We start from the raw sequence: 23,145 nt of genomic DNA, 5'->3' as shown, positions 1-23,145 counted from the left end.
CGGAGTAGCGCCGTGCCTCAAACAAGCGGAATCACCGGGACAAGCCCGGTGATGACGTGGAGGGTGGCATGGGGCGGCACTGACACCCTCCACGGCCATCCCGATTGTCCGATGCGCTATTGCTTCTGGACCGCCAGGCGAATGACGTTCCAGGAGGCCGGCGCGAGCTTGACTTTCACCGTCTCGTCCCAGATCTCGACCCCCTCGAGCGGGGTCGGCGTGATCGTATCCGGGGCATCCTTCGTGTTGACCGCCATCAGATCGTCGTTGCGCAGCTGATGCGCCTCCTTGACCGTCAGGCCGGCAAAGCCGCGGACGAGGGCCTCCACCGACAGGCTCGCGTCGAGGCTTCGGTTGAGCGCGAAGATGGTGACGCAATCGTCCTCGTGATTGTGAACGACCGACACCTTGAGATAGGGCACCGCCGAAATCGGGAAGCGCAGGTCCGAGGTGCCGCGGGGATCGTAATAGGTCGTCTCGTAGGTGGGCGAGTTCACGCGCGTCTGCAGCACGGTGCCCCGGCCGTGAGTGCTCATGTCCTTGAACGGGTAGAAGATCGTCTGCCGCCAGGCCGGTCCGCCGGTCTCGGTCATGATGGGCGCGATGGCGTTCACCAGCTGGGCAAGACAGGCCGACTTGACCCGGTCCGCGTGGTTGAGAAGCGATATGCAGGCTCCCCCGAAGGCAAGTGCGTCCTGCATGTTGTAGATTTCCTCGAGGATCTGGGGCGCGACCGGCCATCCGAGCTTCACCCGCCCCTCGTTCTTGCGCCGGGTGCGATACCAGACGTTCCATTCGTCGAAACTCAGCATGATGCGCTTGGACGAGCGGCGACGGGCGGCGACCGCGTCGGCGATGGCCACGACCTCTTCGATGAAGCTGTCCATCAGATCCGGGCTCGCGAGGAAGGCCGGAGTGTCGTCCGCGTAGTTGTTCAGGTACGTGTGCAGGGAGATGTATTCCACGTGCTCGAAAGAGTGGTCGAGGACCGTGTCCTCCCAGGAGCCGAAGGTCGGCATGTTGCGAGAGGAGGAGCCGCACGCCGCCAGCTCGATGGTCGGATCGATCCATTTCATGAGCTTGGCCGCCTCGGAGGCGATCCTCCCGTACTCCCAGGCGGTCTTCGTCTCCATCTGCCAGGGACCGTCCATCTCGTTGCCCAGGCACCAGAACTTCACATTGTGCGGCTTCTCCCAACCGTGAGCCCGGCGCAGATCCGACAGTTCCGTCCCGCCCGGGAAATTGCAGTATTCCAGAAGGCGGCGAGCATCGTCGGGGCCGCGGGTGCCGAGATTGACGGCCATCATGGGCTCGACGCCGGCCGCCCGGCACCAGTCCATGAACTCGTTGGTCCCGAACGTGTTCGGCTCGGTGGACATCCAGGCGAGATCGAGGCGGCGCGGACGCTTCTCCACCGGGCCGACCCCATCCTCCCAATTGTACCCGGAGACGAAATTCCCGCCCGGATAACGGATGATGGTCGGGGCGAGCTCGCGGACGAGTTCGAGCACGTCCTGCCGGAACCCGTGCTCGTCGGCGGTCGGGTGCCCCGGCTCGTAGATGCCCCCGTAGACGCATCGCCCCAGGTGCTCGACGAATGCGCCGAAGAGACGGGGATCCGTTTCCGCGATGGAGAAATCGCGGTCGATTGTGACTTTGGCTTCTTTCATGGAGTGGCTCCGATCAGTGAGGAGGCTACAGGCTCACTCCCGTGAGCCGTGGGGGAGACGGGACGTGGTTCATGTCGCGACAGCGGGCACGCCGGCCCCGACCCTGTCGTCCCGCCAAGCGTCGTCGACAGACAACACCGCCTGACGAAGCTTGATCGAATAGGGATGCTGGGGGGCCGCCAGCACGGTCCGCGCATCGCCGCCCTCCACCACCCTGCCCTTCTGCATGATGATCAGGCGGTCGCTGATGTAATAGGCGGTCGCAAGGTCGTGCGTGATGTAGATGATCGACACTCCGAGCTCGTCGCGGAGCTTCTTGAAGAGATTGATCACCGTCATGCGCAGCGATGCGTCGATCATCGAGACCGGCTCGTCGGCGACGATGAGCGACGGATTGGACACGAGCGCGCGCGCGATCGCCACGCGCTGGAGCTGGCCGCCCGACATCTCATGCGGGTATCGTCCCTGGACCTCGGCAAGCGACAGGCCGACCTTGTGCAGCGCCTCGTCGGCCCGTTCGGCCGAAGCCTTGGGCGTCCGGCACTCCGTGAACCGCTGCGCCGCGCTGAACAGGTAGCGGTCGACGCGCTTCAAAGGATTGAAGGCGTCGAACGGGTTCTGAAAGATCGCCTGCACATGGCTCATGAAGTCCAGGCGCGCGCCCCGGCTTCGGATTTCCCGCAGATCCCGGCCCTGGAAAAGGATCCGTCCCGTGGTGGGCGCGACGCTGTTCAGGATCATGCCGGCGAGGGTTGTCTTTCCGCTGCCCGACTCGCCGATGATGGTGAACACCTCAGGCTTGTCCGCCGCAAGCGAGAAGCTGACATCGTTCACCGCATGGTTCACCCTCCGCGAGACAAAGCCGCCTCGCGTGAAGATCTTGTTGACGTTCTCGACGTCCAGAAGGTTCGGCCTCATGCGCTCGCCTCCTTATGCGACCGTCCGGACCCTGGCGGGGTCGGCCTGGGCGACGTGGCAGGCTGTCCGATGCCCGGGCAGGATCTCGACCATGGGCGGAGCCTCGCGGCGGCAGATCTCGATGGCGAGAGGGCAGCGAGGGTGAAACCGGCACCCCGGCGGAGGGTCGGCCAAACTCGGGGGAGAGCCTTCGAGAGCCTTTTTCGGGGCCTCGTCCCCGATGCGGGGCAGGCTGGAGATCAGATGCGCCGTGTAGGGATGCAGCGGCTTCTTGAACACATCCCTGGTCCGCCCCTCCTCCACCAGGCGGCCGGCATACATGATGCCGAGGCGGTCGGTCAGGTTGGCGTGCACCGCCATGTCGTGGGTCACGAACAGGACGGAGGATCCGAATTCCTGCTGGATTTCCCGTATCATGGACAGGACGCCCTTCTGGACGATCACGTCCAGGGCCGTCGTCGGCTCGTCGGCGATGATGAACTCGGGGTTGCAGACCGTCGCCAGGGCAATGGTCACCCTCTGGCGCATGCCGCCGGATAATTCGTGCGGATAGGCCTGGAGAACCGCGGGATCGAGGTGGAGACGCTTCAGGTGCCGCTCCACGAGACGGGTGAAGTCCGCTCCCTTCGCGCTCACGTGAGGCAGGGCGAAGTCCTCGAAGGCGTGCTTGATCCGCCGCACGGGATTCAGCACGCTCATGGAGCCCTGCATGATGTAGGACAGGCGGCTCCAGCGGATCGCCGACAGTTCCTGCGGCGAAAGCCTGTAGATGTCCCGCTCGCCGTCCTTGAACGCGAAGCGCACCGAGCCTTCGACCACCCTGAGCGGGGGGCGGATCGCCCCCGCGATGGTCTTGATGAGGGAGCTCTTGCCGGAACTCGACTCGCCCGCCAGACCGTAGATCTCGTTGCGGTTGATCGCCAGGCTGATGTCGTCGACGGCGCGGACCTCCCGGTCGACCCCGAACAGCTTTACCTTGTAGTAGGCCTTCAGCCGGTCGACGGTGAGCAGCGGCGGGGTCTGCGGCGCGTTCAGCTCGTCGGGCGACGGAATCGCGCGAAGTTCTGCGATCATGCCTGCCCTCCCAGACGGCTCAGGCGGCTGCGGGGATCGATATACTCGTTCATCGATATGGCCAGAAGGAACAGCCCGATGAACAGCATGATCACGAGAAGAACCGGGAAAGTGACCCACCACCAGATTCCCGACACCAGGGCGGTATGCTGGTTCGCCCAGTAGATCATGCCGCCGATCGTCGGGGTGTTGATGTCCGTGAAGCCCAGAACGGACAGCGTCACCTCGATCCCGATCGACCAGTTGATGTTGTTCATGGTGGTCGAGAACACGATCGGCAGGACGAAGGGCAGATGCTCCTGGAGAACGATCTTGCCCGTGCTCATGCCGGAGAACACGGCCTGGCGGGTGAACTCGCGGGTCCGCAGGCTCATGGCGATGGACCGGATCAGCCGCGCGTCGTAGGCCCAGCCCAGCAGCGCGGTGATGATCGCCAGCATCGCCCAGGTCATCTCGTCCCGCATGATGAAGTAGAACAGGACCAGGATGGGAAAGAGCGGCACAACGACGAACGTGTCGTTGATCGACATCAGGATGCGGTCCACCCAGCCGCCCTTGTAGCCCGAGATGAGACCGACCGCGAGGGAGATGATCCGGCTGAGAAACGCCACCACGATGCCGAACAGAAGAGTGTTCCGGATCGCGAAGGTGAGCTGCCAGAACACGTCCTGCCCTCTCGACGTCGTCCCCAGCGGGTGCTCCCAGGACGGCGGAATGTCGGGTGGCACGACATAGACGTCCATGGGCGGATAGGGCGAGAAGAACGAGCAGAGCGCAATGGCCGCCACGATGAGGACCAGGATCAGCCCGATGGCGAACTCGCCGTTGTAGCGCAGGAGATCGCGCAGGATCCTCAGCGTGTTCATCAGCGTGCCTCCACGCGAGGGTCGATCAAGGGATAGAGGAGATCGATCAGCAGAACGGCCGCGGAGACGGCCACGATCGAGATGGTGGTGATGCCGAGAACCAGGCTGTAGTCGCCGGAATGGACCGCGCTGATCAGGAGCGATCCGACGCCCGGATAACCGAAGACCTGCTCGGTGATGATCGCCCCGTTGAAGATCGCGCCCAGCTGCAAGGCCAGGCCCGTGACCTGGGGACCGAGCGCGTTGCGCATCACGTAGGACCGCATGATCTTGCCGCGCTTGACGCCGGCCAGCTCCGCGTAGACCACGTAGTCTTCCGTCACGATGTTGGACACGAGCGAGCGCATCCCCATGAACCACCCCCCGATCCCGACCGCCATGAGCGAGAGGACGGGCAGGATCGAGTGAACGACGATGTCGAGCGCGAAGGCCAGAGTGTTGGATCGATCCGACGCCATCGTGGCGCCCCCGCTGATCGGCAGGACAGGCCAGAGGAAGCCGAAGATGATGAGGAAAACGAACGCCACCACATAGTACGGAATGGGGTGAAGCCCCATGCTGAGGACGCCGAATGCCCGCAGGATGCGGCTGTTGCGATAATAGCCCGCGAGGCCGCCGAGCAGATTGCCGAGAAACCAGGTCAGGAGCGTCGAGACGAGCAGAAGCCCGACGGTCCAGGGAAGGGCTCGCAGGATGAGCTGCGAGACCGGAGTTGGAAAGGCCGACAAGGAGGGCCCGAAATCACCGACCAGAACCCGCTTCCAGAAGTTGACGTACTGCTCCCAGGGCGAGCCCTCGAGACCATAGAGCTGACGCAGGGACTGCCGCATCATCTCAATGGCTTCCGGACTGGTCGCTCCGTACGACGTCGCGGCCGAGATCGACTGCTCGACCGGATTGATCGGGGTCATGTGCGTCACCAGATAGGTGATGTTGATCCCGACGAAGACGACGACCGCGAACTGCACGAGCCGCTTGGACAGATAGGCCAGGTAAGCCTTCACGGGCCGCTCCTTGTCTGCCTGGATGAAGGAGATGTCTGAGCGCTACGGCTGCTTGGGCTTCAGCCTCACCATCATCGAGCGGGAATTGCCCCAGTTCGGCACGGGGTTGGCGTAGGGATTCTCCGCCGTCGGATATCCCGTCCAGTAGGTCTCATCCATGGCCGTGAACACGTTGTAGGCCATCAGCGGGATGATCGGCATCTCGCGAACGATGAGCTTGGCGTAGTCGCGACCGAGTTCGACGGTTCGTTTGTCGTCGAAGGAAATCGTGCGCACCTGCTCGATGATCTTGTCGAGCTCCGGATTGCTCCAGCGCTGCCAGTTGCGCGGAGACTGCGTCTTGCCCGGCGCCGCGACGAACTGGGAATGCCAGCTGTCGAGGAAGAACGACAGGTCGGGATGGCCGCCGTAGGTCTCGACGCTCCAGGAGATCAGCGTCTCGAAATCGCCCGCGATGCGCCGGTCGAGCATCGTGGTGCCCTGGGCGACCTCGGTCTTCGCATCGATGCCGAACTGACGCCACTGCTGCACGATCATGGTTCCGGCGCGGGTCAGGATCGGACGGGAATCGCCCTCGACCATGAGCTTGATGGAGAACGGCTTGCCGTCGGGCGTGTACCAGGCATTGCCCCGCTTCGTGTAACCGGCCTTCTCGAGGAGCTCCGTGGCCGCCTGCGGGTTCGGCTTCCACCAGCCGTAACCGAACGCCTTCCTGATCTCGGCCGGATCGGTCGGGATCTGCTCCTTCATCGTGGGACGCAGCATGTCGGCGATCTGGTTGCCGATATTCGGATCGTACGGCTTGACCTTGCTCTTGCCCGTGTCGATCTCGTACGACGCAAGCCACTCCTGGAGCGGGATGTGGTAATCGTCCGGATGGGTTCCCGTCGGGGGAATGCCGATCGGGGAGAGGGTCGCAGCGCCGCGATACGACGCCATCGAGACGGCCTTGATGTCGATCAGGAGAGCCAGAGCCCATCGCACGTCCCTGTTCTGGAACGCAGGGTTCTGCATGTTGAAGATCACCGACGGAAGGGTCGGATCGGGATGGGCGAACGGGAAGTTCGGGAACCAGGTCTTGAGGCTCGGCGACTGCTTGGTCAGCGTGAACATGCCCTCGGGCGCAATGTCATGCACCACGTCCAGGTTATGGTTGAGCTGAGCGATCACGCGCTTGTCCGGTGGGCCCGGATCGATATAGGCGGCATATTTCGGCCCGGGCTCGCCGTAGCGCCCGAGGGTGGTGCGCTGCCAGTCGTCGCGCTTTTGCCAGATATACCATTTTCCATCCGGGTCGAAGCTGTGGAGCTTATAGGCGCCGAGCGACACCGGCGGGTTGAAATCGAACTTCTGGGGATCGGCCGCCTTCTCGAAGACGTGCTTCGGCATCATCCAGATCGCATTGAACCTGACCGTGAAGAGCGAGTGGAAGCGCGAATTCGGCTTCTTCAGCTTGAACCGGACCGTCCACGGCTCGGGCGACGACACGCTGTCGACGTTCAGCCCCAGCAGGGCGCTCCAGCGCATGCCCGGGTTCTTGATCTGGGTCTCGACCGTGTAGATGAGGTCGTCGGCCGTGAACTCGACGCCGTCGCTCCAATAGATTCCGGGGCGCAGCTTGACCGTCATTTCGGTGAAATCTGCGTTGTAGATCGGCTTCTCGGCGGCCAGGGAGTTCTCCCAGACCCCGTCGAGCCCTCGCTCGGGATCGATGTACCAGAGCGTGTCGAGCGCGAGCTGATGCAGGCCCGTGTATTGCCCGCCTGCGTTGATGGTCCAGATGTTGAACCATCCAGGGTTCTTGATCGTCCCCTCGGGATTTTCGAGGATGATCGTCTCGTTTCGCGGGACACCTGGGACGTTGGTTTGGGACAGTGCGGTGGTCGCTGCCAGGGCCAGACCAGTGGCAACGGTAAGCATGCGCAGAATTCGCATTGGCGCTCCTCCAGGTTTGATTATTATCTTTTTTCTTAGTTAGCCCTGACTTTCCGGAATCGGTCAACAGTAGCATTGATACATATCGAAACTTTCGATACATATGAGGGTCATTGAAGGGACGGAATGCCGTCTACAACCCTCGAGCTGAGCGACCTCATGTCGGCATTCAAACGAAAATTCCTGACCTTGGTCGCCGAGGAGAGCTCCGAGACGCTGCGGGGAATCGCCTCGCCGGGCCGGATCCGGATCCTCAAGCTCCTGCGGGCGCGGGGGCCGCTGAACGTGAACGAGATCAGCGACGCTCTGGATTTGCCGCAATCGACGATCGCCACCCACGTTCAGGTTCTCGAGCGTGCCGGGCTGATCGAAACGGAGACGATCAAGGCGTCCAAGGGCCAGCAGAAAATCTGCTCCATTCGTTATGACGAGATCATCATCCGGTTCGACGATCAGGATCCCCTCAAGAGCAAGGACCACATCGAAGTCTCCATGCCCATCGGGCTTTATACCAGCTGCGATGTGAGCGCCCCCTGCGGGCTCTGCTCGACCGAGAGCGTTCTGGGCGTCCTCGATGTTCCCGACCTCTTCCTCGACCCTCATCGCATGAACGCGTCGCTGATCTGGTTCAGACGAGGTTTCGTCGAGTACAAGTTTCCCAACAACGGCAAGGTCCTCGGCGCCAAGATCGACAGGCTCGAGTTCGTCATGGAACTGTCGTCGGAGGTACCCGGGACCAGTTTGGACTGGCCCTCCGACATCAGTCTCTGGATCAACAATGTGAAGGTGGGAAGCTGGATCTCGCCGAGTGATTTCGGCGACAAGCGCGGGCTCTATACGCCGCACTGGTGGAAGCTGGAAGGCTCCCAATACGGCAAGCTGGTCACCTGGCAGATCAGCCGAAGCGGGACATCGGTCAACGACGTTCAGATATCCAACGTGACGCTCGACAAGCTGGAACTCGACAAGCACCATGGAATTCGCCTTCGGATCGGGATCGACGATGCGGCCCGGCATCCGGGCGGCATCAACATATTCGGCCGTGGATTCGGGAACTACGATCAGGACATCGTCATGCGAATACACCTGAAAGAGCAGCCTGGCGCCTTGCGGTAGGTGTCCCGGCGCGGCGACGCGGGCCGACGGGGCGGATCGCCGCCGGCACCGAAAACGCTGCCACGCACCGTTGCTGTCCCCTGAGAAGGCGCTAGAAAGGACGCAAGCCTCGCCGTCGAAAGTGGTCTTTCAAGCCTATGCTCCCGCCGTCAACCCGACCCCTCTGTCTCGCGCCGGACGACGCGGCATCGGCCCCGCCTGGCACGAAGCTTGCCTGGCGTTCGACCGGGAGCGCCGGCATCTCCCGAGGCGCCGATCACTCTCGGCAACGACGCCGGCAGCCCGAGACTTGTGGGATTGCGGAGCCGCATCATGGATAGCACGCCCCCGCAGCCGTTCGACTTCCTCCAGGACGGAGGTGAGACGGGCGCCCTGATCCGCAGCCATGACTGGTCGACGACCCCCCTCGGGGCGATTCCCGGCTGGCCTCAGAGCCTGAAGACGACGGTCGCGCTGATGCTGCGGTCGCCCGTCCCGATGGTGCTTCTCTGGGGGACCGACGGGATCATGATCTACAATGACGCCTACACGGTGTTCGCCGGCGGCCGGCACCCTCGCCTGCTCGGCTCGAAGGTTCTCGAAGGCTGGGCGGAGGTGGCGGACTTCAACGCCAACGTGATGCGGGTCGGCATGGCCGGCGGCACGCTCTCTTACCGGGACCAGGAATTGACCCTCTACCGCAACGGTGTCCCGGAGCAGGTCTGGATGAACCTCGACTACAGCCCCGTGATCGATGAGAGCGGCAGGCCTGGAGGCGTGCTCGCGGTCGTGGTGGAAACAAGCGACCGGGTGAAGACGGAGGCGGCCCTTCGGGACAGCGAAATGCGGCTTCGCGGCGTGCTCGACGGCATGGGCGAAAGCCTGGCTCTCCTCGACAAGGATTTCCGGATCATCGACATGAACGCCGAGGCGCTGCGCCTGGAGAGCCGCCCGCGGGACGAGGTGATCGGCAAGACGCACTGGGAAGCCCACCCGGATGCCGACCCCGCCCTGGGCGAGATGTTCCGGCACGCAATGGCGACCCGGAAGCCCGTCAACATGAGGCATCGCTACGTCTGGCCTCATGGGCGGGTGAGTTGGATCTCGATGCACGCCTACCCGGTCGGCGACGGGCTGGCAGTGTTCTACGGCGACATCACGGAACAGGTGGAGGCGGAAGAGCGCCTGCGCGAAAGCGAGGAGCGGCTGCGGCTCATGGCCGATGCGGTGCCGCAGATCATCTGGATCACCGACGCCCAGGGCAATGCCGAGTTCTTCAATCGGCAATGGTTTCTCTACACCGGGGCTGCCAGCGGGCCGACGAACGCAGCTCAGGTTGCGCTGGACTTCGTGCATCCGGATGACGAAGCCGCGACGATTCAAGCCTACGAGGAAGCGAGACGCACGGGCGGCGTGTTCGAGGTCGAGCATCGGATCCGCTCGAAAGAGGGTGAATATCGCTGGTTCCTCGTTCGGGCCGAGCCCTACCGGGATCTCCGAACCGGTGAGATCGTCCGCTGGTTCGGGGTGTCGATCGACATTCACGGCCGTCGGGTCGCGGAGGAGCACCAGAGCCTGCTCATCAACGAGCTGAATCACCGGGTGAAGAACACGCTGGCAACCGTTCAATCGGTCGCCTCTCAGACCCTGCGCAACGCGGAGAGTGCGGATCAGGCGAAGGAGGCTCTCGAGGCCCGCCTGTTTGCCCTGTCCCGCGCCCATGACGTTCTCACCCGGGAGAACTGGGAGGGGGCGGATCTGTATGATATCGTCGAGCAAGCCGTCGCCCCGTATTCCAACCCTGGCGAAGACCGTTTGCACCTGACAGGCTCCCGGGTTCGCGTTCCGCCCCGCACGGCACTGGCGCTGGCGCTGGCGATGGCTCTGCAGGAGCTCGCCACCAATGCGGTCAAGTACGGGGCCTTGTCGAACGAAGCGGGAGAGATCAGGATCGCCTGGAGCGTGCACGCAACCGGGTCGGAGCCGCGCCTCCATGTCAGATGGGAGGAGCGCGGAGGTCCTGCCGTTCGGCCGCCGTCGCGGCGCGGGTTCGGCTCCCGCCTGATCGAGCGGAGCCTGTCTCAAGACCTTGGAGGCACCACCCGGATCGAATTCCCTCCGACCGGCGTCATCTGCACCGTGGATGCTCCCCTCGCCTAGAGCATCGAACGCAAAACTGGGAAACGGTTGTGCGTGGGAAGATGCTTTGAAACAATGGCTTGACGCATCGGGCGTGAGTTCGATCACACGTCCTATGCTCGAGAGCGTCTGACCCAGGGGTAGACCCGTTTTTGGGTCCGATGCTCCGCTCCTCGCAGATCGCTTCGTTCGGGTCGTTGACGCAGCCCTCCGGGTCCGCCTGATGCGCTCGCCGCCATTTCTCTTCAGCCCTGCGATCTCGAGTTCGTCGGCTCGGCCCCTCGACGGCAGGAAGGGCTCGCCTCCGATGTGGGCGGATCCAGCAATCGCCTTGATGTGGATCAATGCCGAGTGGAAGGAAGCCGTCCATACCTGACCCAGGTCCGTCGAGTGTGATCGCGCAACCCCGCGTCGGGCTGCTGCAGAGTTCCAACTGCAACCGGCCCGACTTTCGCGTATGATCGGGGGCGGGCGAGCTTTCGAGGGGCCGGACAACGGCGGAGGGCTCCATGATCGTCGGTGATGAGCGTTCACAAATCCCGAGCGGATCGATCGTCGATCAGGTCTATGATCCTGACCTCCTTCCGCGCCTTCGATCGCTGCTCGCGTCCCTTGCCGACCTGGACGTCGCCCACGCGAGTAATCTGATCGTGATCGAGAGCAGACCGATGGACGAGGCCCGCGAGGACCGGCTGATGGCCGACCTCTGGCTGAGCCATTGCAGGCAGCGCGCGCCGTTCGTCCGCGAGATCGAGGCGCTGAGGGCGCGGATGGACGCCGCGTTCCGCTGAGGGGCTGCCATGAAGGCCATGGTTCTCTACGAGATAGGAACGCCTCTGGTCCTGGAGCACCGGCCGCCGCCCGCAGCCGGTCCAGGGGAGATCCGCGTGGCGGTCGAAGCCTGCGCGGTGTGCCGGACCGACCTCCATGTGGTCGACGGGGACCTGCCGCGTCCCAGGCTGCCCCTGATCCCCGGCCACGAGATCGTCGGACGGGTCGAGGCGCTCGGGTCCGGGGTCTCGTCTCTCGAGCCGGGCCAGCGTGTGGGCATTCCCTGGCTCGGGCACACCTGCGGACACTGTCCCTATTGCCTCGCGGGCCACGAGAATCTCTGCGACGAGCCGCTGTTCACGGGCTACACGCGCGACGGGGGCTTCGCCACCCTGGCGGTCGCCGATGCGGCTTACGCGTTCAGCCTGCCCGAGGATGGCGACCCCGTCGCCCAGGCTCCGCTCCTCTGCGCCGGACTGATCGGCTGGCGTTCGCTGGTGGCCGCCGGTCCCGGCGAGAGGATCGGCATCTACGGCTTCGGGGCGGCGGCTCACATCATCACCCAGGTCTGCACCTGGGAGGGACGGCGCGTCCATGCCTTCACGCGCCCGGGCGACCCAGCCGCCCAGGAGTTCGCCCGCTCGCTCGGCGCCGTCTGGGCGGGCGGTTCGGACGAGATGCCCCCGGAGAGCCTCGACGCCGCGATCATCTTCGCGCCCGCGGGCGACCTCGTGCCTGTGGCCCTGCAGGCCGTGCGCAAAGGCGGCCGCGTCGTCTGCGGCGGCATCCACATGAGCGACATCCCGCAGTTCCCCTACCGGCTGCTGTGGCAAGAGCGGCAGATCGTGTCCGTCGCCAACCTGACCCGTCAGGATGCCGTCGACTTCCTGGCGATCGCTCCGGAGGCCGGGGTCAGGACACGGACGGTGGCCTATACGCTGGCGGCCGCCAACGAGGCCCTGGACGATGTGCGGTCAGGACGCCTCCAGGGAGCGGCGGTCCTGGTTCCCTGACGCAGGAAGAGAGGAAACCATGCTTGAGAACATTCGCAGCATCCTGATCGGGATCACCGAGGAAGGCGACGCCGACGAGCGTTCCTCCGCCTTGGCCTACGGGCTCTCGCTTGCGCGGCACGCAGACGCCCACGTCACCGTTCAGGCGGCCTCGCTGAAACTCACCGTACCGTATACCTTCGTCCGGACCTTTGCCGAAGGGCTCGTGGCGGCCGAGAACCGCCGGGTCGACGCTCTCGCCCGCACGGTCGCCGACGCATCCCGGCGGGCCGCGGCGGCCTCGGGGCTGGCCTGCACAACGCAGGCGCCGCAGCTCGCCTATCCGGCCCTCATCAGGAGCTTCGCCGCCCTCGCCCGGTCGCACGACCTGACGGTGCTCGATGCCGAACCGATCGCGCTCGCGGTCGACCGGGGCGTCATCGAGGCCGTGCTCATGGACAGCGGCCGGCCTCTCATCGTCGTGCCGCAGGGTCGCGAAGCCTTCGCGGGAGACCGGATCGTCGTGGCCTGGGACGGCAGCGCCAAGGCGGCGCGGGCCCTCAACGACGCCCTGCCGTTCCTGCGGGCCGCCGGGCAGGTCGAGCTGGTCAGCGTCACGGGCGAAAAGGACCTGGCGCACACGGTGCCCGGCGCGGAGATCGCCCCGCATCTTGCCCGCCACGGCGTCACGGTGGATGTCCTCGCCTTGCCGGCGATCGACGGGGACGTGGCCGAGACCTTGCGCAACCACGCGCGCCTGACGCGCGCCGACATGATCGTCATGGGCGCCTATGTCCATTCGCGCCTGCGCGAAATGGTGCTCGGCGGCACCACTCAATCCCTGCTCAAAAGCGCACCCGTTCCCCTGTTTCTCTCCTCCTGAGCCGACAGGAGCTAGCCCTGAATGGAATTCAGGTAGGCGAGCAGATCGTTGATCTGCGCCGGATCGAGCTGGAACTGGGGCATGGAGGGATGGCCCGTCGTGATCCCTTCCGCGAAAGCCTCGGCCAGGTCCTCGATGGGATAGCGCGTATGCAGGGTCCGGAAGGGCGGCGCCTCCGGAATGGGGCTCTCGCCCACGCGGCCGATCGCATGGCACTGGGAGCAGTTCGTCTGCGCGAACGTGAACCCGCGCTGCGCCCGGCCCGATTGCGCGGCGGCCATCGTGGAGGCGCAGGCAAAGGCGAGCCCGGCGAGAGCAAGGCGCCTCATCATCGATCCTCCCCCACCCTGCGGGGCGTTCCTGCCGTAACCGAGACGACCTGGAACGTGTGGGGGTGCCCATCATCGTCCCCGATGGTGACGTACTCGCCCGGAACGAAGCGATGCTGATGCAGATGATACCCTGCCTCCTCGTCGCCGGCCCGGTCCTGGTTGTAGTCGATCATCCAGGTCGCTCCGCCGGACCCGCCCGGCCGGTGAACCAGGACACCCTGCCGTTCGCCCTCGTCACCCCAGAACCGGCGGACCCGGCAATGGGCCCTGGTGTTCGACCACTCCTGCGGGTCCAGACGGCCTTGGTCATCCAGGGGTGCGGTCATCTCGTAGCCGTAGCGCGGACTCCCCTCGGGAAACTGCTTGCTGCGGGCCAGGTGAAGCGTGACGTGATGGAGCATCAGGTCCCTCCCAGGGTTCACGCGGATCTCGAGCAGAGCCCGACATTGTGGCAAAGCTTAGAGGATGCGTGCCCGCCCGCCTTGATCCCGATCAATCCGACGCGACATCCGGGGCCCCAGGAAGCGTCGGGCGGTCGAGGACCGCACCTTGGTACACTTGGATCGAGCCGTTCGGTCGGATCCATGCCGCTAGCGCATCGTACGGACCCGAAGGGCAACGCCAGTGAAAAGTGGCCCCGATATTCGCCGGCGCGGCCCTGCGGGTCCGTCTGATCCGATGCGCCGGTCGAGAGAAGGAGCATCGGAATCGATCCCAAAAGTGGTGTCCACTTTTCACGTCCGAGGCTCTCGATCTGCTTCCCCTCACGGGGAATCATCTCTCTTCTTGGCCTCGCCACATTTTTTGACGGTGAACCGGATCCACTTCACCGAAAAATGCCCTGGGTCGTGAGACGCGACACAAGCTGGACGATCGGCTATGATGCGGGTGTCAGCACAAGAATAATGGCACTTGAAGAATGGCACTTGCCGTCGACCCAGGGGGCGATCAGGGAGGGTGTCGTGACGCGTTGGCAGCCCGATTCGAGTTTCTATCCATCCCCGCGCCTGGCCCAGAAAGCCCCGCCCGAGACCCTGGCCTACGTGGCCATGTTCGATCCGGACCGGCAGCAGCCCGACGGCATCGCGGTCGTCGATCTCGACCCCGCGTCACCATCCTATGCCCAGATCGTCGGGTCCGTGGCCATGCCCAACACGGGCGACGAACTGCACCATTTCGGCTGGAACGCGTGTTCCTCCTGCCTGTGCCCCAACATGCCTCACCCGCATGTGGAGCGGCGCTATCTCGTGGTGCCCGGGCTGCGCTCGTCGCGCATCCATATTCTCGATACGAAGCCTGATCCGCGCCATCCCACCATCGTGAAGGTGATCGAGCCCGAGGTGCTGGCCGAACGAACCGGATACACCCGGCCGCACACGGTGCATTGCGGGCCGGACGGCATCTATGTCACGGCCCTCGGCAATGCCGAGGGCAAGGCGCCTGGCGGCATCTTCATCATGGATCACGAGAGCTTCGAACCGCTGGGACGCTGGGAAGTCGACCGGGGGCCGCAACAGCTTGCTTACGACGGCTGGTGGCACCTCGGGTACGATACGCTGGTCACCAGCGAATGGGGAACGCCCGACACCTTCGAGAACGGCCTCATTCCCGAGATCCTGCTCGGCTCCCGCTACGGACGGCGCCTGCATTTCTGGGATCTTCTCAAACGCAAGCATCTGCAGGAAATCGATTTCGGCGAGGAGCATCAGCTCGTGTTCGAGCTCCGCCCGGCGCACAATCCGACGAAGGCTTACGGGTTCGTCAACTGCGTGATCAGCCTCAAGGATCTCTCCTCGTCGATCTGGACCTGGTATCGCGACGGCGATCGCTGGGCCGTGAAGAAGATCATCACCATCCCGGCCGAACCCGCCAGCCCGGACGATCTGCCCGACATGTTGAAGGGCTTCGGCGCCGTGCCGCCGCTCGTGACGGACATCGATCTCTCCATGGACGACCGGTTCCTCTACGTGTCCTGCTGGGGCACGGGCGACCTCCAGCAATACGACGTGTCCGACCCGTTGAATCCCCGGCTCACCGGCAAGGTTCGGATCGGCGGGATCGTCTCGCGCGCCACTCATCCCAAGGCAGCGAACGGGCATCTGACCGGCGGGCCTCAGATGGTCGAGATCAGCCGGGACGGGCGGCGGGTCTATTTCACCAACTCCCTCTACGGCCCGATCGACCAGCAGTTCTATCACCGCGGCTTCGAGGGCTGGATGGTGAAGTTGAACGCGGATCCGGAGGGCGGCATCTCGTTCGACGAGACCTTCTTCATCGAGTGGCCCAAGGGGCACCGGCCGCACCAGGTCCGTCTCGAGGGAGGCGATTGCTCGTCGGATTCCTACTGTTATCCATGAGAGGCGCAACGCGACTGGAACGCGACAGGCAATGAATACGCTGTCGTCCACTCTCTGGCCCTGGCTGGCCCTTGCCGGGCTCGGCGCCTTTCACGGCCTGAACCCGGCCATGGGCTGGCTGTTCGCCGTCGCGCTGGGCCTTCATCGGCAGAGCCGGTCCCTCGTGGTCCTGGCCCTTGCGCCCATCGCCATCGGGCATGCTGCGGCCGTGGGGGCCGTTCTGCTCGTGACGATCCTGTTCGGAACGGTTCTGGACGCGACCCTGCTCGGCCGCTGTGCCGGGATCCTCCTGTTGGTCTGGGCGGGCACGCACATGCTCGCCGGCCACCGAACCCCGGTGCGCATCGGAATGCAGACCGGACTGGCCGGCTTGGCATTGTGGTCCTTCATGATGGCCAGTGCTCATGGGGCGGGCTTCATGCTGATCCCGGCGCTCCTGTCGTTGTGCCTATCCTCCGGGATGGCCGGCGAGCTCACGGCCTCCACGTCCCTGCCGATCTCCGTTGCGGCGCTCGCCGTGCATACCGGAGCCATGCTGGCGGTGATCGGGGCCGTCAGCCTGATCGTCTACGACCAGGGACTCGCCTTCCTCCGGCGGGGCTGGATCAACCTGGATATCGTCTGGAGCGCCGTCCTGGCGGGTGGCGGCCTTCTTCTCCTGGCCACATGATGCCGGGCCTCGAAAAACCCGGTCGGCGAGCACCGAGGCCGACGCAGGCGCTGGCGGCTCGGCCCGGGCCGGGCTTGCCAATCCGGATGCGGGACGGCAATGTCGGCCCAGCTTGAACCTTCAGCGGGTGCCTGGCGGACTATCGTCTCGTCAGGCCTTAGGACACGGGGAGCGACCAGATCATGATCATGGACGATGGGAATGCCGGTGCCGGAGGCATCGACGAGGCCGCTCTGCGCGGGCGCCGGGCCGGACTTTTGAGCCGCCGGTCGTTTCTGATCGGCTCGGCGGTCAGCGTGGGCGCGGCGGGGCTCGCCGGCTGCGTGACCTCCGACGGGATGAGCTTCGCCGAGGCTTCGAAGGTCTACGGGCCGGTGCCCGAGGAGAAATTCCCGATCCCGGCGGTCGACGTCGCCAAGGTCGACCCGAAATATTATCGCAAAACCGTCCGTTACGACACCAAGGAGGCGCCCGGCACCATCATCGTCGACCCGGCCAATTACTACGTCTACCGGATCGAGGACGACGGATACGCCACCCGTTACGGTGCCAATGTCGGACGCGACGGGTTCCGGTGGAGCGGTGACGCGTATGTCGGACGCAAGGCCGAATGGGCGACCTGGACCCCGCCCAAGGAGATGATCCGGCGCCAGCCGGAGGCGGCCAAATACGCCCGCGGCATGCCTGGCGGCCTCGACAACCCGCTCGGGGCCCGCACGCTCTATCTCTATCAGAACGGCGCCTACACGCTCTACACGATCTATGCCAGCAGCGATGCCGAATCGATCGGGACGGGCATCACGAGCGGGTGCGTCGGACTGCTCAGCCAGGACATGATCCACCTCTATTCGAGAACACCGGTCAAGACGAAGGTGGTCGTCCTGCCGGCATAGAGACCGCGTCGTCCGCGATCCGGGCGCTGTCCGAGCGGGCAGCGCAGACGGGCCGCCGAGGGACGGAGCCGTGACGCGCGCTTCGGCCGCGACGGCGGACGGGGAAAAGTCCGCGCCCTCCGCACGCAGCAGAAGCAGGGCGCGCATCGCGGCGGGACGCACGGGCCGCACAATGGGCAGGCGGACCGTCGCGGCTGGCCCGCCTCGCGGGCCGGGGACATGGGCGAAAGCGAGGCCTCGCCCCGTCCTCGGCGGCACGGGTTGACCCGTTCGGGAGAATGCATTGGGATTGGCTCCTCCGAGGCGCTCGCGGACCTGCCATGACACCGGTACTCATCAGTCTCCTGACCTTCGTCGCCGTGGCATGCGGGGCCCTGATCGGCCTCGGGTTGGCCCCCAGGCTTCCCCAGACCCACCTCACCGGCGACGGGCGAACCGCCGTGTCGGTCGTGATGGCCGTGGTCGGAACGCTGACCGCCCTCGTGATCGGCCTCATGATCAGCACCGCCAGTTCGGCCTTCAGCGCCCGGGTGAACGCGGTCGAGACGCTGGCCATGGACATCGTCAAGCTCGACAGGGTGCTGCGACGGTACGGCCCCGACACCGACGGCACCCGCGACCTCGTCGGGCGCTATGCCGCCATGAAGGCCGACGAGCTGACGCGCCGGGCCGAGGACGCGACACCGTCGGCCGCCGCATTGGCGCTGCTCGAGACGATCGACGACCAGGTGACGCGGCTGCAGCCCGCCGACGACCGCGGGCGCAGGCTCAAGGAGCAGGCGATCGGACTTCTCGAGGCCATTTCGGAGGCGCGCTGGCTGCTCGCGGAGCAGGCCGACATCACGGTCCCGCCGCCCTTTCTCATCCTGGTCATCCTCTGGCTGTCGCTTCTGTTCGCCAGCTTCGGGCTGTTCGCCCCCCGCAACGCGACGGTGGTGGCGTTCCACATCCTTGGGGCTGCGGCGATCTCCGGCGGCATCTTGATGATCCTCGAACTCGGCACGTCGACCCAGGGGCTGGTCCGCGTGCCGGTCGCGCCGCTGGAAGCCGCCGCAGAGCAGCTCAAGACGAGCAAACAGGCGGTGGCGGCGCCCCGGCACCCCGAGCACCAGGTCCTCCAGCCGTGAATCGGCACCGATCTCGGGTCCATGGCGCCTCCAGATCGACCAACGGGAGCGCACAGACGATGATCTCCGGCGCCAGGTGAGCGACAGTCGCGTCGCCGTGATCGCCTTCAGGCGATCGGTCGCTTTGCCGCCCGCCATCAGATCGGCGCTGCATCCGATGCGATCGATGAGCGGGCGTGTCCGGCTCCAGGTCGAAACGGCCATGGACCTGTTGGTCCGGGCGGCGGATTTGTCGGCAATCCTCTCTGAGGACGGAACAGGTTGAGATCTGACCGTGTGCGGCGGCCTGCCACCGAGCCTGCGCCTCGTCATGGGAGAGGGCTCATGGGAGAAGGCTCATGGGAGAAGGCTCATGGGAGAAGGCTCGACCTGAGGCTCTCGCCCGCCTGTCGACGCCGGCGGTGACGCCCGCCCCCGTCGAAGTCCACAACAATGTCCGCTGGGTCAGCCTCCTATGGCGATCCCGGCCGGAGGACGCAAGAGCTCCTTCCGCACCGGGCACGGCAGGCGGAACGCCCCGGCGGGACCCCGCGTTGGCACAGCACCGCTTCCGGACGACCGGGTCCCTCGGCGGGTCCCATCCCGCGCGAGGCTTCGGTCCGCGCTGCTCATGGAGTCACATGCAGGATCGTTCAGACACAGCCCGCCTGACGACCGGCACCCGCGGTTCCTCCGGGTGCGCGGGCACGGTCAGAATCGGCACTGCGGCCTGGAGCATCCCGAAGGAGCATGCAGCGCCCTTCCCGGCGACGGGAACCCACTTGGAGCGCTATGGCGCCGTCTTCAACGCCGTGGAAATCAACTCATCGTTCTATCGCGCCCATCGGCCGGCCACCTATGAGCGCTGGGCGGCGTCGGTGCCGGACGGTTTTCGCTTCGCCGTGAAGGTCCCGAAGGCCATCACCCACGAGCGTCGTCTGGAGGACGTGGGCGACCTGCTGGACCGGTTCCTGTCCGAGGTGAACGGTCTCGGCCCCAAGCTCGGCCCGCTGCTGGTTCAGATGCCGCCGAGCCTGAGATTCCAGACCGGGATCGCCGACCGGTTTCTGGATGACCTCAGGAGCCGGGCGGAGGGCGGCATCGTCTGCGAGCCCCGACATGGCTCCTGGTTCACTCCGGACGTCGAGTCCCTGCTGATCGAGCTTCGGATCGCCCGTGTGGCGGCCGACCCGGCGCCTGTTCCCGGAGCCGACGAGCCAGGCGGGTGGCGTGAGCTGTCCTACTATCGCCTGCACGGCTCGCCGCGGATCTATTACTCGGCCTACAGCGAAGACTATCTGGCAGGCCTCGCGCAGGTGCTGGCGCGGGATACCGCCACGGGCGCGAAAACCTGGTGCATCTTCGACAACACGGCGGCCTTCGCGGCAACCGATGATGCCATCAAGACGCTACGGCTCATGGAAGCCGGCCGAGCGCCCCGATGACGACGGGGCGGATGACCATCGCTGTGGCGCGACCTCTCCCACGTCATGGCCGGCCTTGTGCCGGCCATCCCGATCCGGTGGGGTGCGGCGCTTCTCCGAGCGGGATCACCGGGACGAGCCCGGTGATGACGTGGAGGGTAGAGACGGCCATCCCGATTCTCCGATGCTCATTCCTTGAAGCGGCGCATGGTTCGGGTCACGAGCGTGGCCCGCTTTCGTGCGCACGATGCGCCGATCAAGAGGAAAGCATCGGATGGATCCCAAAAGTGCAAGTCCACTTTCGGGTCCGATGCTTTAGGCTCCAGCGGATTGTTTCACGGTCCGGACCGCTTCAGCGGCATCGACGAGACCAGCGCCGAAAAAGACCTTAGGATCGGCCTTCGCCTCGGCCTGGCCGTTCATCGGATCGGGCTCGAATGCGGATCCGCGCGACTTGCCGCCGCCTCCACTCTGGAGCCGGTCCGGGCGCATGTTCGCAGCGCGCATCAGGATCATCTTGGCCTCGATCCCCGTCAGCCGAGCATCACGCCCGGCGCGCGCCTTGTGGGCCCTGCTCATGAGAGCCACAACACCGGCGGTCAGCCCAGCCGCCGCAGAGGTGCCGCCGAAGCCGGTATAGTAGCCTCCGGCGAAGCCCGGGTTGTTCTCAGGCGGCAGGTTGGCGACATAGGGCACGCTCCCGCCGGCATATCCCCAGGCCCCCGGCAGGTCGGTGGTGGCAATCGTGTAGTGGCTGTAGGGAATCTCACGGTGGGAGCCCAGCCCATACGGGTGGAGTTTCGTCGCCGGGTTGCCCCAGTCGATACGAGCCTGATGTTCGTTGTAGATTTCTCCGTCGTTGGACGGTGCGACCACGGTCAGGCCCATTCCGTAATTGCTGTAGCCGGCGCGGCGGCCATCCGCGTTCACGGCCCCCACGGCAATGATGCCATTGGACTCCCGACCGTCGGGTTCCTTCTCGCCTGCCAGACAGGCCGGATAGATGAGCTGGCTCTCGCCGGAATTCCCGGCCGCGCAGACGATGGGAATTTTTTTGCTGACCGCGATGAGAAGCTTTTTCAGGATCGTCCATTCGTCCGGTGCTGTCCCGCTGTCGCGACGGGTCGTCCCGGACGGACTGTCGTTCCGGCACTCCTGCGCGTTCTGCGCCTTCGTCACCGTCAGGATCCCACGGGTCGGATCCGGAATGTCCCTGGGCAGGAGGATCACGTCCGAACCGATCTGATACGCGTAGAGAAGTGCCGCCATCAGCGGCCACGGATCCTCGTCGAAAGACGTCTTGATCGGGACGAGCGTGGAGAATGGATCGACCCCGACATAGGGAACGACATTGTCCCGGATTCTCAGCGACCGCCCGTCGGGCCGCTCCACGAAATCGTGCAGGGAAACGGGTTCGACCATGCGACCGCCTGCCATGTGCACCAAGCCCGGATCGCCGACCGCCAGACCGGCGACGGCGGTTCCATGGGACGGCAAGGCGGCGTCGAGGGTCTCCGTCATATGGAGCACGCCATTGGATGCCCGAAGCTTGTCAGCGAAGGAGATCAGCGCCGTCTTTTCGTCCTCGGAGAAGAGATCCAGGTCCAGGCCTTCGATCTTCAGATCACGAAAGAACGGAAGCTCCTTCTCCGGCTTCAGGTCCCCGTTTGTGTCGATGCGGACCCTGCGAGCCCCGTATCGATGGGTGACCAGGTCGATGGCCCGGTTCATATCGACCTGCATCAGGTTGGGGTGGTGATGCCCGACCCCGACGTCGATCATCGCAATCGTCGTTGGATGATGGGCCTCGGAGCCGTGATCCGCATCGAGATCATCCCACACCGATCCGACGATGTCGGGACAGGGCGATCCATCCACGCGTTCCGCGCGAAGGACGCCGAGCACGCAGAGATGCCAAAGATAGTAGTATGGCGGGTAAGGCTTGTCGTCATGCGCCGGGGCATGAGGGACATGATCGGCAGAGCTTCGATATTGATCACTCATGATCGATTCTCCATGGCGCGACTGGTCAGATCCACTCCTCACGGGCCCTGCCGAGCATGTCGGCGCATGCCTCGACCAGATACGGCAGAAAGCGTCGGGCCAGGTGCTTTCCGGCCTGCGTGTCGCTGGGATAGTGAAGTCCGGCCCACTCGCGGTTTCCCGCAACGCGCTGAGCCGCGTTGAAGAGTTCAGCCGACCCCGGATGCTCGGGAAGAAGGGAGCTGAAGGCGTATGCGATCGAGAAACACTGGAAAGCGTGATTGCTCGGGTAGGACGAGTGGCCGGGGTTGGGCAGCATCGGTCTCACCCGCGGATCGAACTGGTTGGGCCGCGCGCGGCCGAAGCGGTCCTTGTAGATCAGGCCGACATATTCGCACAGAGCGAGAATCGTGAAGAACAGGCTGTACGTGGCCGCATAGCCGTGCTGCCCTTCGATGCTGAGAGGACGGGTGAAAGCCGTGAGGTCCAGCGTGGCTTCGAGGAGGATGTCGGGGCGTCGGCGCTCCCTCTCCTGGAGATCATTTTGCAGGGCGAGCAGTTGCTCGATCTCGAAACGGGTGCGATCGGGTCCGGGTGGGGCCTCGATATCGATGCACTCCCATACGAAGCGGCGCAGCGGCGCGCCGAGCGGTCCCGTCCCCTGGTGGAGCCGGCGCAGTTCGAGCGCCGGGAGAAGGGCTTCCTCGAAGCCGCCCCCTGCCGGCGCCAGAGCTTTGTTCTTGTTCAAGGAACCTTTGTTGAAGGTCGATTTGTTCTTGTTGAGGATCGATTTGTTCAAGACCGAACGGTTCATCGTCGCGAAACTCGGACCCGCGGAGGGCTCGACGAGCGGCAGTTCGAGGTCTCCTTCGGGCTGCCGCGCGCTTGGGGACGCACTCGTCCGGGCCGGAATGTCGAACGGGACGAGCGTTCCGCCCCGGACAACCCATCGATGCCGATTGAGGAAGTTCGCAAATCGAGCCGATGGGCCATCCGCTTTCATCTTCGAGTCAACCATCTGCTCCTCCCGGAA

The 23,145-nt window shown here is 65.0% G+C and carries 20 protein-coding genes; 10 read left to right on the top strand and 10 right to left on the bottom strand.

From position 1 onward, the window contains the following. Positions 1–116: 116 nt before the first annotated feature. From arfA to NF876_RS29050, 6 genes are all read right to left on the bottom strand, one after another. The gene (arfA, locus tag NF876_RS29075) at positions 117–1,670 is read right to left on the bottom strand and encodes an arabinosylfuranosidase ArfA (RefSeq protein ID WP_262271819.1); all 1,554 of its coding nucleotides are present in this window, start codon (positions 1,668–1,670) and stop codon (positions 117–119) included. A gap of 69 nt (positions 1,671–1,739) precedes the next feature. Next, entirely contained in the window at positions 1,740–2,588 is an 849-nt protein-coding gene (locus tag NF876_RS29070; protein ID WP_262271818.1) for an ABC transporter ATP-binding protein, read from the bottom strand. A 12-nt stretch (positions 2,589–2,600) separates the two neighbouring features. Further along, a complete protein-coding gene (locus NF876_RS29065) occupies positions 2,601–3,662 on the bottom strand; it encodes an ABC transporter ATP-binding protein (protein WP_262271817.1) in 1,062 nt (353 codons plus the stop codon). Beyond that, entirely contained in the window at positions 3,659–4,528 is an 870-nt protein-coding gene (locus NF876_RS29060) for an ABC transporter permease (protein ID WP_262271816.1), read from the bottom strand. The genes NF876_RS29065 and NF876_RS29060 overlap by 4 nt, the downstream gene beginning before the upstream one ends. Further along, on the bottom strand, positions 4,528–5,532 hold the full coding sequence (locus tag NF876_RS29055; RefSeq protein ID WP_262271815.1) for an ABC transporter permease: 1,005 nt from the start codon (positions 5,530–5,532) through the stop codon (positions 4,528–4,530). The genes NF876_RS29060 and NF876_RS29055 overlap by 1 nt, the downstream gene beginning before the upstream one ends. Before the next feature lie 42 nt (positions 5,533–5,574). After that, positions 5,575–7,467 (bottom strand): ABC transporter substrate-binding protein, encoded by a 1,893-nt coding sequence (locus NF876_RS29050; protein ID WP_262271814.1) that lies wholly within the window; start codon positions 7,465–7,467, stop codon positions 5,575–5,577. A 159-nt stretch (positions 7,468–7,626) separates the two neighbouring features. Between NF876_RS29050 and NF876_RS29045 the strand changes: the two genes are divergently transcribed. The 5 genes from NF876_RS29045 to NF876_RS29025 all read left to right on the top strand — a co-directional run bounded on the left by NF876_RS29045 (position 7,627) and on the right by NF876_RS29025 (position 13,347). After that, positions 7,627–8,583, top strand: a complete 957-nt coding sequence (locus NF876_RS29045; protein ID WP_262271813.1) for an ArsR/SmtB family transcription factor — start codon at positions 7,627–7,629, stop codon at positions 8,581–8,583. A 312-nt stretch (positions 8,584–8,895) separates the two neighbouring features. Beyond that, the gene (locus NF876_RS29040; RefSeq protein ID WP_262271812.1) at positions 8,896–10,722 is read left to right on the top strand and encodes a PAS domain-containing HWE histidine kinase family protein; all 1,827 of its coding nucleotides are present in this window, start codon (positions 8,896–8,898) and stop codon (positions 10,720–10,722) included. Between the two features lie 488 nt (positions 10,723–11,210). Next, positions 11,211–11,492 carry a hypothetical protein gene (locus NF876_RS29035; protein ID WP_262271811.1) on the top strand — a complete coding sequence of 94 codons (282 nt, stop codon included), beginning with the start codon at positions 11,211–11,213 and terminating at the stop codon, positions 11,490–11,492. Positions 11,493–11,501: 9 nt separating this feature from the next. Further along, positions 11,502–12,485, top strand: coding sequence for a zinc-dependent alcohol dehydrogenase family protein (locus NF876_RS29030; RefSeq protein WP_262271810.1), 984 nt, complete (start codon positions 11,502–11,504; stop codon positions 12,483–12,485). Between the two features lie 19 nt (positions 12,486–12,504). Further along, positions 12,505–13,347, top strand: coding sequence for a universal stress protein (locus NF876_RS29025; RefSeq protein ID WP_262271809.1), 843 nt, complete (start codon positions 12,505–12,507; stop codon positions 13,345–13,347). 11 nt (positions 13,348–13,358) lie between these two features. Here the strand turns inward: NF876_RS29025 and NF876_RS29020 are convergent, their stop codons facing one another. Continuing rightward, on the bottom strand, positions 13,359–13,676 hold the full coding sequence (locus tag NF876_RS29020) for a c-type cytochrome (RefSeq protein WP_373696736.1): 318 nt from the start codon (positions 13,674–13,676) through the stop codon (positions 13,359–13,361). Continuing rightward, a complete protein-coding gene (locus NF876_RS29015; protein WP_262271807.1) occupies positions 13,676–14,080 on the bottom strand; it encodes a hypothetical protein in 405 nt (134 codons plus the stop codon). Before NF876_RS29015 ends, NF876_RS29020 begins: the two co-directional genes overlap by 1 nt. A 561-nt stretch (positions 14,081–14,641) precedes the next feature. Here NF876_RS29015 and NF876_RS29010 point away from each other — a divergent pair. The 5 genes from NF876_RS29010 (at position 14,642) to NF876_RS28990 (ending at position 20,150) form a co-directional block, all read left to right on the top strand. Then, positions 14,642–16,036 (top strand): selenium-binding family protein, encoded by a 1,395-nt coding sequence (locus NF876_RS29010; RefSeq protein ID WP_262271806.1) that lies wholly within the window; start codon positions 14,642–14,644, stop codon positions 16,034–16,036. Positions 16,037–16,067: 31 nt separating this feature from the next. Then, positions 16,068–16,706 carry a hypothetical protein gene (locus NF876_RS29005; protein WP_262271805.1) on the top strand — a complete coding sequence of 213 codons (639 nt, stop codon included), beginning with the start codon at positions 16,068–16,070 and terminating at the stop codon, positions 16,704–16,706. Positions 16,707–16,888: 182 nt separating this feature from the next. Continuing rightward, positions 16,889–17,599, top strand: a complete 711-nt coding sequence (locus tag NF876_RS29000) for a L,D-transpeptidase (protein ID WP_262271804.1) — start codon at positions 16,889–16,891, stop codon at positions 17,597–17,599. A 320-nt stretch (positions 17,600–17,919) separates the two neighbouring features. Further along, complete coding sequence (locus tag NF876_RS28995; protein ID WP_262271803.1) at positions 17,920–18,726, top strand: bestrophin-like domain; 807 nt, start codon at positions 17,920–17,922, stop codon at positions 18,724–18,726. 620 nt (positions 18,727–19,346) lie between these two features. Continuing rightward, on the top strand, positions 19,347–20,150 hold the full coding sequence (locus NF876_RS28990) for a DUF72 domain-containing protein (RefSeq protein ID WP_262271802.1): 804 nt from the start codon (positions 19,347–19,349) through the stop codon (positions 20,148–20,150). 294 nt (positions 20,151–20,444) lie between these two features. On the opposite strand, the gene NF876_RS28985 is transcribed toward NF876_RS28990, so the two are convergent. Together NF876_RS28985 and NF876_RS28980 are read right to left on the bottom strand one after the other, a co-directional pair. Next, positions 20,445–22,133 carry a S8 family serine peptidase gene (locus NF876_RS28985; protein ID WP_262271801.1) on the bottom strand — a complete coding sequence of 563 codons (1,689 nt, stop codon included), beginning with the start codon at positions 22,131–22,133 and terminating at the stop codon, positions 20,445–20,447. A gap of 25 nt (positions 22,134–22,158) precedes the next feature. Continuing rightward, a complete protein-coding gene (locus NF876_RS28980; RefSeq protein ID WP_262271800.1) occupies positions 22,159–23,130 on the bottom strand; it encodes a phosphatase PAP2 family protein in 972 nt (323 codons plus the stop codon). Positions 23,131–23,145 lie beyond the last annotated feature (15 nt).

It is taken from the genome of Microvirga yunnanensis (assembly GCF_025460875.1).
The sequence above is the reverse complement of the archived record's forward strand: the minus strand, read 5'-3'. Positions and strand labels throughout refer to the sequence as shown.